Source organism: Methylobacterium sp. CCH5-D2 (assembly GCF_001556475.1).
GTDB classification, from domain to species: domain Bacteria; phylum Pseudomonadota; class Alphaproteobacteria; order Rhizobiales; family Beijerinckiaceae; genus Methylobacterium; species Methylobacterium hispanicum.
Map to the genome: position 1 here is coordinate 1 of NZ_LSIX01000773.1, position 1,564 is coordinate 1,564.

General features: G+C 70.8%; 1 protein-coding gene. It reads left to right on the forward strand.

All coding sequences use genetic code 11. From position 1 onward, the window contains the following. Positions 1-237: 237 nt before the first annotated feature. The gene (locus AX737_RS20670) at positions 238-1,482 is read left to right on the forward strand and encodes a D-alanyl-D-alanine carboxypeptidase family protein (protein ID WP_066924524.1); all 1,245 of its coding nucleotides are present in this window, start codon (positions 238-240) and stop codon (positions 1,480-1,482) included. Positions 1,483-1,564: the final 82 nt, after the last annotated feature.

Genomic DNA, 1,564 nt, shown 5'->3' on the forward strand with positions numbered 1-1,564 from the left:
CTGACCGGGGCTAGGCTCGCTCGGCATATGCGATCGCCCTGCCTCTGCGGGGGAGGGAGAGCGTGGTGGGGCCCCACGCGTGTGCGATCTGGATGGCGCGCAGGGAAGGGAAGCTCCCACCCAAGCGATTTCCCGTTCGATCCGCGTTGAAACCGCGATATGGTCACGCTTGTTATCGATGGGGGCGTGATCCATGCCCGGGGCGGGCGTGCCCCGGCCGGCGCGCGGGAGACGGTGATGCGCACTTCCCTCTGGACGATCCTGGCGCGTGCCTGCCTGGCGGCGGCCTGCGCGCTGGCGCCGGCCCCCGCCGCACGGGCCCAAAGCTTCCAGACCGCGGCCCAGCACGCGATCCTGGTCGATGTCGATTCCGGCTCGACCCTGTTCGAGAAGGCCGCCGACGAGCCCTTCGCGCCGGCCAGCATGGCCAAGCTCCTGACCGCCGACATCGTGTTCGAGGCCCTGAAGAGCGGCCGCTACACGATGGACACCGAGTTCACCGTCACCGAGGACGCGTGGCGCCGGGGCGGGGCCGGGGGGGGCGGCTCCTCGATGTTCGCGCAGGTCAACAGCCGCATCAAGCTCTCCGACCTCCTGCGCGGCCTGATCGTGCAGTCGGGCAACGACGCGGCGATCACCATCGCGGAGAACATGGCCGGCTCGGAGGCGGCCTTCGCCAACCTGATGAACCAGCGCGCGAAGGAGATCGGGCTCACCCGCTCGAACTTCCGCAACGCCACCGGCTACTCGGCCCCCGACCAGCGCGTCACCGCGCGCGACATGGCCAAGCTCGCGCTGCACATCATCGAGACCTACCCGGAATACTACAAGATCTACGCCGAGCGCGAGTTCACCTGGAACAAGATCAAGCAGCAGAACCGCAACCCGCTTCTCACGCTCGACATCGGCGCCGACGGGCTGAAGACCGGCTACCTCGAGGAATCGGGCTACGCGCTGACGGCCTCCGCCGTGCAGAACGGCCAGCGCCTGATCCTGGTCGTGTCGGGCCTGAAGACCGCGCGCGACCGCGCCGCCGAGAGCCGCAAGCTGATGGAGTGGGGTTTCCGCGCCTTCGAGCCGCGCCAGGTCTTCGCGCCCGGCGAGACGGTGGCGGAGGCCTCGGTCTACGGCGGCGAGCGCGGCGCGGTGCCGCTGGTGGCCAAGAAGCCCGTGCGGGTGCTGATGCCGCGGGGCTCCGCCGACCGGGTCACGGCCCGGGTGGTCTACCAGGGCCCGCTCACCGCCCCCGTCGAGGCGGGCAGCGAGGTCGGGCGGCTCCGGGTGATGCGCGGCGACGTGGTCGCCCTCGACCAACCCGTCTACGCGGGCGAGGCGGTCGGCACCGGCACCCTGTCGCAGCGGGCGATGGACGGCGCGCTCGAATTCGGCACCGACCTGATGCGCCGCGCCTTCGACAAGGCCGCCGGCAAGGGGGAGACCAAGGGCGAGGCGACGGTCGAGAAGGCGGCCAACCCGTCGTGAGTTTTTTGGGACCAACGCAACCGCGCTCTCCCTCCCCCCTCTGCGGGGGAGGGTACCCTGCGAAGCAGGGGGGGAGAGGGGA

Coding starts and splice junctions, on each gene's coding strand:
- AX737_RS20670 (WP_066924524.1), top strand. CDS start 238: ATGCGCACTTCCCTCTGGACGATCCTGGCGCGTGCCTGCCTGGCGGCG.